We start from the raw sequence: 8792 nt of genomic DNA, 5'->3' as shown, positions 1-8792 counted from the left end.
AACAGAAAGATCAACTGGTAGTAATCCGTACTGAACATATTATACATTATTTTCAGTATAGTTGAGCTTATTATTGACTAGAGTCATGCTCTGCCGGGATCCCTTCTTCGTCGAGTATTTTATCTGCTTGGATCCCACTAGGGCTGAGCTGGGTCGGCTGGCCCCCAAATGCGAATTGAGCCATCGGCGCCACCACTGAGAAGGGTCTGCCCATATCGCTGCGCGACGCTTCCGCGACCGGGGCCAAACAGCAAGACGCTCACCATCCAAGTCTGGCCGCCCAGGGTGCGCAACTGTTCTCCGCTGCGCAGATCCCAGAGCTTGATCTGGTGAGCGCGGTAATCGGTGCCGCTGGCGAGCAAGCGGCCATCAGGGCTGAGGGCAAGGGCGGCCAAGCCGGACAAAGTCTGGGGCAAGGTGCGCTCCAAGGATCCCGTGCCCAAGTTCCAGACCAAGATGCCACCGGTACTGCCAGCGAGCAAATAGCGGCCATCTGGGCTCAGAAGCACCTGCTCGATGGGGTAGTCGGCCTTCAGGGTTTCCAGCAAGGCCCCGCTGCCGGGATCCCAAAGGTAAACGGTGGGATCTCCATTGGCGGCCACCAAGATCCAAGGGGGGATCCCTTCAGATTGGTGGGAAGTATTCATACGGGTAGGTCTTGGGCCAAAGGCCACTGCTGTAATGCCTGCCCTCTGAGGGGTCTCCTGGGCGGCAGCAGTGGGAGGCGCCAGGGTGCGGATCAACTGGCCGTTGTCGGCCTGCCAAAGGCGGATGGTGCGGTCGGCGCTGCCACTGGCAATCCAACGACCATCGGGGCTAATGGCGACACTGTTGATCAACCCGGTGTGCCCTTGCAACTGCAGCCGCGCCAGCACATCCCCAGGCGAGAGAGCCGGATCCCCCAGGGTCGCCAGATCCCAGACCCGTACCGTCTTGTCTGCCCCCCCACTCACCAAAAAGGTACCATCTGGGCTGATGGCCAGTGCCTCAACGGATCCCTCGTGGCCTGCCCAGCTCTGGAGCAGTTGGCCAGCCTGGGGATCCCAAAGCCGGATTATGCCGTCGTCTCCCCCGGCAGCAAGGAGATTTCCATCCGGGCTGATGGCCAGAGCAGTGACGGCGACAGGGCCTTCCAGCGTAGCCTTGAGCTGCAAAGACTTGGCCCAGTCTGCCGGGTCGTTATCGCTACGCGACGCTTCCGCGACCGTGACGGCGGTGGGGACGGAGGCATGAGAACCGTTCTCGCGAGTAGGACGGAGTCCCAGGCCGTTGCGCTTTGCCGGGCCAGAGGATCCCGTTCTCGTGAAGGGGACAGAATCCTTGGGCTCCCCCCGCAGGCCAAAGTTCGCCCTCATCTGCCAGGCCCCTGCCACCGTCAACGCCAGCAAAGCCGCCAAGCTGCCTCCTGCCCAAACCGGTGGGATCCGGAGACGCGCCCGCAGCGATACCGGAGAACGCGGTGGGGTGGTTGGCTCCTGTAAGGGCTCGGCGGCGACAGGGCTGGGCTGGGACAGGAGTTCGGCGGCAGGGGGGCTCTCGGCGGGGGGCAAAGCCTGCAAAGCGGCCAGAGCTGCTGTTGCTGAAGGAAAGCACTGTTGTGGGTTGCAGCTCACCAAACGATCCAGAAAAGCAGCAAAAGGAGCGCTAGTAGAGGCCAGATCGTGCCAGCGCAACTCCCCCGTCAACGGGTCGCGAAACAGCTTCTGGGGCGGGATCCCGCAGAGGGCCTGCAGGGCAATCAGCCCAAGAGCATAGAGGTCGCTGCAATGCCTGGGGCCATAGGGGTTCCCGAAGCCAGAGCCGGAAAAAGCCAGACCCTGTTCCTCACCCCCCCACTTCAACAACACCCATCGGCCATCCGCCTGACGGTAGATCAAGCGAGAGGGCTGCAGGTTGCAGCAGCTCACCCCTTCCCCATTCAGGAAGGCCAAGGTTTGCAGCACATCCTGCAACAAGGCTCGTACCTCAGCCTCTGTCCAGTCGTGCCCCCAATGGCAGTGCATTTGGCGGGACGGAGTCGTTAGCTGGCCCCTCTCGGTTGCGTTACCTAGCAATAGAGCTTGTTCCAGGGTGGGCCCTTCAACCCATTCTTCCACCCAATAAAACTCCCCCTCTTGCTCAAAGCAGGCCAACAGGCGGGGGATACCCTCGTGGGATCCCAGGTGCTCCCGCAGCGCCACTTCTTGCTGAAAGAGATGCCGCAGCGAGGCGGAGTCCTCACTGCGTTCGCGGTGCGGAGCATTTTGGCCGGCCTGCCAGCGCCTGATCACCACCCGAAGCCGCTCAGGATGATGGCTATCCTGTGCCAAGTAGGTTTGTCCGCTGGATCCCAGTGCTTCCAAGATCCGATAGCGGCCACCCAGGGTCTGCCCTACCATGGGGAGAGTGCGAACCTTTTCCTTCCGACCCATCATGCCATAGCGACGTGAGACTCAGGCCAACCGTTCGCGGTGCGGAGCACTTTGGGCCGCTTTCGGTCAACTTTCTCCCTGGAGCAGGCTGAGTTGCTCAGCGACCTGGGGGATGTTGTTGCAAAACCTGCTTCAAATATCGCCCTGTATGGGATCCGGGGTGCTCAGCCACCTGTTCTGGAGTGCCAACGGCGATGATCTGGCCGCCGTGGTCGCCGCCCTCTGGCCCCAAGTCAATAATCCAATCAGCACAGCGGAGAATGTCCAGGTTATGCTCGATCACCAGCACGGTGTTGCCTGTATCCACCAGCCGTTGCAGGACGTTCAAGAGCTTGTGGACATCGTAAAAAGACAAGCCGGTGGAGGGCTCATCCAGCAGATAGAGGGTTTTGCCGGTGGAGCGGCGGGCCAGTTCTGCGGCCAGCTTGACCCGTTGCGCTTCCCCACCGGAGAGGGTAGGAGCTGGCTGGCCCAGCTTGATGTAATCGAGGCCCACATCGGCCAAGGTCTGCAGGATCTTGGCGGCAGGAGGCAGGGCAGCGAAAAACTCCAGCGCCTCCCCCACCGTCATATCCAGGACTTCGGCGATGTTCTTGCCCTTGTACCTGACCTGCAGGGTTTCGCGGCTGTAACGGCTGCCCCCGCAGACTTCGCAGGTGACGTACACATCGGGCAGGAAGTTCATTTCAATCACGTTCACCCCCTGCCCTTTGCAGGCTTCACAGCGCCCCCCCTTGACATTGAAGGAAAAGTGGCCGGATGGGTAGCCTCTGGCCTTGGCATCCAAGGTTTGGGCAAAGGTTTGGCGGATGGGATCAAACAAACCCGTGTAGGTGGCAGGGTTGGAGCGGGGGGTACGGCCAATGGGAGATTGGTCGATGACGATCACCTTGTCGATGTGTTCGATGCCCTCAAGTTCTCCCATCTCCGCGGGTTGGGGCACCTTGTGTCCAAGATGGTGCTGCAGGGCAGGGTAGAGCAATTCGTTGACCAAGGTGGATTTGCCAGAGCCGGAGACGCCTGTAACACAGACCAACTTGCCCAGAGGGATCTCCACATCGATGTGCTTGAGGTTGTTTTTGTGGGCATTGGTGAGCTTGAGGGCAACCGCTTTGCCAGCCCGCCGCTGCCCAGGGGTAGGGATCCGCAGCCGCCCCGAAAGATAAGCTCCGGTGATGGAGCGCTCGCAGGCCATGATGTCCGCCAGGGATCCCTGGGCCACCACTTCCCCCCCGTGGATCCCGGCTCCAGGGCCGATATCCACGATGTAATCGGCGGCACGGATGGTTTCTTCGTCGTGTTCCACCACGATCAGCGTGTTGCCCAGATCCCGCAGGCGAAACAGGGTTTGCAACAGGCGCTCGTTGTCCCGCTGGTGGAGGCCAATCGAGGGTTCGTCCAACACGTAGAGCACCCCCGTCAAGCCGGAGCCCATCTGGCTGGCCAGCCGGATCCGCTGCGCCTCGCCCCCGGAGAGGGTCATGGCCGGACGGGCCAAGGTGAGGTAGTCGAGGCCCACATCCACCAAAAACTGCAGCCGGGTTTTGATCTCCCGCAGCACCAACTCGCCGATCTGCGCTTGGCGGGGGGTAAGGTTTAGCTGCTCCAGGCGGTGCAGGCAGTCGCGGATGGAGATCTCGGTGAGATCGGTAATGCGGTAGCCGCCGATGCGCACGGCCAGAGCTTCCGGCTTGAGACGGGATCCCCCACAGGCGGAACAGGGACGGTAGGTGAGGTAGGCTTCCAGCTTTTGCCGATAGATTTCGGAAGTGGTTTCCTGGTAGTGCCGCTGCAATTGGGGAATCACCCCCTCATAGCGGCGATAGTACCCCCGGCCTCGGTACTGAGATTCCGCCTCGGCGATGTAGACCTCCTGGTCGGCGCCGTAGAGGATGATCTGCTGTTGCTGGGGGGTGAGATCACACCAGCGGCTGCTGAGGTCGAAGCCAAAAGCCTTGGCGGCTCCCGCCAACAAAGCCAGATAGTAGGGGTTCTCCCGCTCTGCCCAAGGGGCGATGGCCGCGTACAAGGGGAGCTTGGGATCGGGCACGATCCGCTCGGGGTCGAAGATGGGCTCAAAACCCAGCCCGTGGCAGACAGGACAGGCCCCAATCGGCGAGTTGAAGGAAAACAGGCGCGGCGACAGCTCGCCCATCACCGAACCGTGCTCCGGGCAGGCAAATTGCTCAGAAAAAATCAGCTCCGTTGGCTTGCCGTTCAGGTATTGCCCCGCCGACTCGGCCACCTTTTGCAGCAGATGTTCTCGCTCCTCTTCCCGCGGCAGCAGCTCCACCACCGCAATTCCTCCCGACTGGCGCAGGCAGGTTGCCAGAGAATCGGCCAGTCGCTCCGCTATGTCGGGGCTCTTGACCAGCCGATCCACCACCACCTCGATAGTGTGGGTCTTGTTTTTGTCCAAGGTGATCTCTTCGCTGAGATCCCATACCTGGCCATCGACACGCACGCGTACAAACCCTTGCTGGCGCAAGCTTTGCAACAAGTTGGCGTGGGTGCCCTTTTTCCCCTTCACCACCGGCGAGAGCAACTGAAACCGCGTCCGATCCGGCAGAGCCATGATCTGATCCACAATCTGATCCACCGTCTGCGGGGCGATCACCCGGTTGCAATGGGGGCAGTGCGGGATCCCAGCTCGCCCATACAGAAGCCGCAGGTAGTCGTAGATTTCGGTAACGGTGCCAACCGTCGAGCGGGGGTTGTGGCTGGTGGACTTTTGATCGATGGAGATGGCCGGACTCAGCCCTTCGATGCGATCCACATCCGGTTTGTCCAGTTGCCCCAAAAACTGTCGCGCATAGGCGCTGAGGGATTCCACATAGCGCCGCTGTCCCTCGGCAAAGATGGTGTCGAAAGCCAAGGAGGACTTGCCCGATCCGGAGACGCCCGTGAATACCACCAGGCGATCCCGCGGGATCCGCAGCTCGACATTCTTGAGGTTGTGCTGCCGCGCCCCCACCACATGAATTTCGTTTTGGCTGGACATCTCACCACCTTTTCGCGCAGCGTGTCACAGGTATCCCGTCGAGACCGGCGAGTAACAAAATCTTAACGATTCTTAGCTAACGATTCTAATGCTCTTCGCTTTGTCCAAAAGGGGATCCCAGGGAGGGCAAACCGGTAGCAAAAAAGACTTGGCTATGCTGGAAAGGATTGAATCCCAAGGGCCATGACCTGGACACTGCCATCCGTTCAAAAGGTGTTTGTTTACCTGTTGGTGGGGATCGCCTTCACGGCCCTTTGTCTGGGGGATCAGGCTTTGTCGCCACCGGTGATTGGTGTCTGTTTGGCAGCGGGGGCCTGCAGTTGGTTTTGGGAGCCGCCAAGGATTGCTTTTGCCCGCTATGCCCCCCTGTGGATGCCTCTGACGGTGGCGGTGTTGCTCAGCCTGCTGGCTTTGGTTATCTTTGGGATCCTTCCCTTTTCCGATGGGGCCATTGGCTTGGTGCTTTACCTAACAGGGGCCAAGCTGTTTCAGCGGGAACGGGCAGCCGATCACATCCAGTTGGCGGTGCTGTCTCTGCTGCTGATGGCCATTGCCACCCTGTTCAACGAAGACATCAGCTTTGGGCTGCTGTTTTTGTTGTACGTGGGGGTGGGACTGATCAACCTCACCCTTTACCACCTGCGCCTGCAAGCAGAGCAGCACCCGCAGGCAGCCAGCCAAACCCGTGGCATCAACCTCAACTTTTTGGGCTTTCTCGGATCCCTGGCTTTGCTGGCGGTGATCCTGTCCGTGGCTTTGTTTTTCTTGTTCCCGCGGGTCAGTTTAGGAATTCTGGGTCGCCAGGCCCGCTCGCCGGTGATGACCACTGGCTTTGCCGAGGAAGTCAGCCTGGGAGCATTCGGCACCCTCAAAACCGATAACACCGTTGTCATGCGGGTGGAATTTCCGGCAGGGGTGCCGCCCCGTGTGGAGTCCCTCTACTGGCGCGGGATCAGCTTCGATCGCTACGATGGACGGGCCTGGTCGCGAACGCTAGACCGCTTCATCCCCATTTTCCCCAACGCAGCAGGGGTATTTGATCTCTCTGCCTCCAGCTTGATCCCCACTGCTCCCGACCTGCTGCTTCTCCCCTTGGAGCAGCTTATCTATCTGGAGCCGCTGGTCACCAACACCGTTTTTGGGGTGGCCCCGCTGGTGGAGATGGAATGGCTGGAGCGGGGCGGAGCAGCGACGGTGCAACAAGCTTGGCAACGGCAGAATCGCCGCCTCATCCTGAGCGAGACCGGAGATGTTGGCCATTCTCTGCCTCGGCAGGTGCCCCATCTTTACCGCGCCCGGAGCCGGATCTCAAGGGAGTTAAGCCCGCGCTTGCGCCGGCTAGGCCACGCGGAGCTGTTCAGTGCTCTCGACCCAGTCCAACAGGCAGCCTATCTGCAGTTGCCAGCAGACCTGGATCCTCGCATTCCCGCCTTGGCTGAAGACGTTACCGCTGGGATCCCCGATGTCTTTGGCAAGGTGACGGCTTTGCAGAACTACCTGCTGGAGAACTACGCCTATACCACCGATCTGCCGGATCCCGGCCCTGAACCGCCTTTGGAAGCCTTTCTGTTCACCCATCGGCGGGGCCACTGCGAATATTTCGCCACAGCCCTGACGGTGCTGGCCCGCAGCATTGGCATCCCAGCCCGGATGGTGAATGGCTTTTTGGGCGGGCGCTGGGTGGCGCAGGAAAATTATCTGGCAGTACGCAATGCCGACGCCCATTCCTGGACGGAGATCCCCTTTGGCCCCTACGGCTGGGTCATCTTTGACGCTACGCCGGCAGAGGCCAATGTTAGTCAGCGGCAGAGCTGGTGGGATCCCCTTCAAGATTTCTACGACAGCTTGCGCTTCCGCTGGTTTAAGTACGTCATCCAGTACGACCTATCCACCCAGCGGCAGATCTGGCGGCAGATCCAGGAGCTGGCTAGCGCTGTAGCCGCCTCTCCGGATCGAGAGGATGTCGGTGCTGGCTTCCGTCGCAGCCTGGTTGCCTTGGGGCAAACGTTGCAGCAGAATGGCCTGCCGGTGTTGGGGGTGGTTTTGATCACGGGATCCATGGCCTATTGGGGTCGCCGCCGCCGCTATCAGGCCGTGCGCTGGCAGGATGGGGGGTGGATTCTGTTGGCCACTGCCGGCAATGGGGTGGTGATGGGATCCCTGTGGCAGCCTCCGCCCCCCTGGCCCACCTGGATGGTTGGCCTCTTGCTACCGAGTCTGGCCTTTGCTGGGATGCGCTGGATCCCGGCGGCTCTACCCAAGTCGCAGCAGCGCCGCCAGCTTATCTCAAGGCTTTATCTGCAACTGCGGGATCTGGCGACGGCGGTGGGGATCCCAGCCCACCTAGGCCCTGAGGCCTGCCTGGAACACTTGCGCCACTCCGACTTACCACAAGCCCAGGTGGCCATCCAGTTCTTGGAGCGCTACCTGGAGGTGCGCTTCGGTGGGATCCCGTTGGAGGCGGGCGAATTGCAGCGCTGGCAACAGCAATTCAAACAGCTCAGACGAGCATGGCAGCCACTGGCCAAAAACCCCAGAAGAGCCGCCTGACCAGAAGGACGGCTATGCCCTGGAGCAGGTACCCCAAAAGCCCTGCGAGAAACCTTGACAGTTATGAGATAGTTAAGAGATAGTTAACAACAGTTATGGACCCCGTAAGCTGGCCTGCCAGAATAGCGGGATAGGAGGCGGCGTGCTCACTTTGGGCACGTCGCACACTGGTAATTTGCTCTGCTCTTGCAAACTCGTCCGAAGCTGTGTTACTTTTCTTAACGTTCAGCTTTGAACGAGCAAGAGCGTGCTAGCTACGCGTAGCTATTCTCTGAGGGCAGCGTTGGCTGCGACTGTATGCGTTTTGTCTTCTTCCGTCTTCTCCTCTAGCCTGGCTCAAGCAGCGCCTCAGCCGACCGGAAACGGGGCCATCTTCTTCCACCCGGATGGCACTTCGGCTTCCCACTGGGACATCACACGCATTCTCCACTACGGCCCCGATGGCTTTCTGAACTGGGATCGTCTTCCCGTGATTACCACCTATCGCGGGCACCTTTTCGACCAGCTTGGGGGAACTTCCAACGCCGGAGCGGTGACCCATGCCACAGGAACTCGTGCCCACGCCAAGAGCTTTGGGAGCGAGCTGAAGCCCTAGTGTCTGCTGTGGTCACCTGCCTTGGGCGGGTGTTTGCCCCACAAGCTCTGTCCGTCACGGGGGATCCATCCAGTGGATCCCCTTTTTTTATGAGAACCACATAACGGCGAAGGGGCTAGCTCAGCAAAGCAGATAGACGTAGTTCATTTTGCGTTAGAACTGTACTACAGTGGGCTATCATGGAGCCGAGACTGTCCTTTGGGTTTGAGTTTGTTCCACCAACGCGAACTGCGAT

4 protein-coding genes are annotated in these 8792 nt (G+C 60.3%); 2 read left to right on the top strand and 2 right to left on the bottom strand.

Annotated elements, in window-relative coordinates:
• Window positions 1-137: 137 nt before the first annotated feature.
• Both ACVWYY_RS12040 and uvrA read right to left on the bottom strand, forming a co-directional pair.
• Complete coding sequence (locus ACVWYY_RS12040; RefSeq protein ID WP_457440679.1) at window positions 138-2378, bottom strand: WD40 repeat domain-containing serine/threonine-protein kinase; 2241 nt, start codon at window positions 2376-2378, stop codon at window positions 138-140.
• Between the two features lie 130 nt (window positions 2379-2508).
• The gene (gene uvrA, locus ACVWYY_RS12035) at window positions 2509-5412 is read right to left on the bottom strand and encodes an excinuclease ABC subunit UvrA (protein WP_457440677.1); all 2904 of its coding nucleotides are present in this window, start codon (window positions 5410-5412) and stop codon (window positions 2509-2511) included.
• Between the two features lie 183 nt (window positions 5413-5595).
• Here uvrA and ACVWYY_RS12030 point away from each other — a divergent pair, with 183 nt between their 5' ends.
• Complete coding sequence (locus tag ACVWYY_RS12030) at window positions 5596-7962, top strand: transglutaminase TgpA family protein (protein ID WP_457440675.1); 2367 nt, start codon at window positions 5596-5598, stop codon at window positions 7960-7962.
• A 304-nt stretch (window positions 7963-8266) separates the two neighbouring features.
• Complete coding sequence (locus ACVWYY_RS12025) at window positions 8267-8557, top strand: hypothetical protein (RefSeq protein ID WP_457416272.1); 291 nt, start codon at window positions 8267-8269, stop codon at window positions 8555-8557.
• The last annotated feature ends 235 nt before the right edge of the window (window positions 8558-8792 follow it).

It is taken from the genome of Thermostichus sp. MS-CIW-34 (assembly GCF_054060435.1).
The sequence above is the reverse complement of the archived record's forward strand: the minus strand, read 5'-3'. Positions and strand labels throughout refer to the sequence as shown.

Coding starts and splice junctions, on each gene's coding strand:
- ACVWYY_RS12040 (WP_457440679.1), bottom strand. CDS start 2,378: ATGGTAGGGCAGACCCTGGGTGGCCGCTATCGGATCTTGGAAGCACTG.
- uvrA (WP_457440677.1), bottom strand. CDS start 5,412: ATGTCCAGCCAAAACGAAATTCATGTGGTGGGGGCGCGGCAGCACAAC.
- ACVWYY_RS12030 (WP_457440675.1), top strand. CDS start 5,596: ATGACCTGGACACTGCCATCCGTTCAAAAGGTGTTTGTTTACCTGTTG.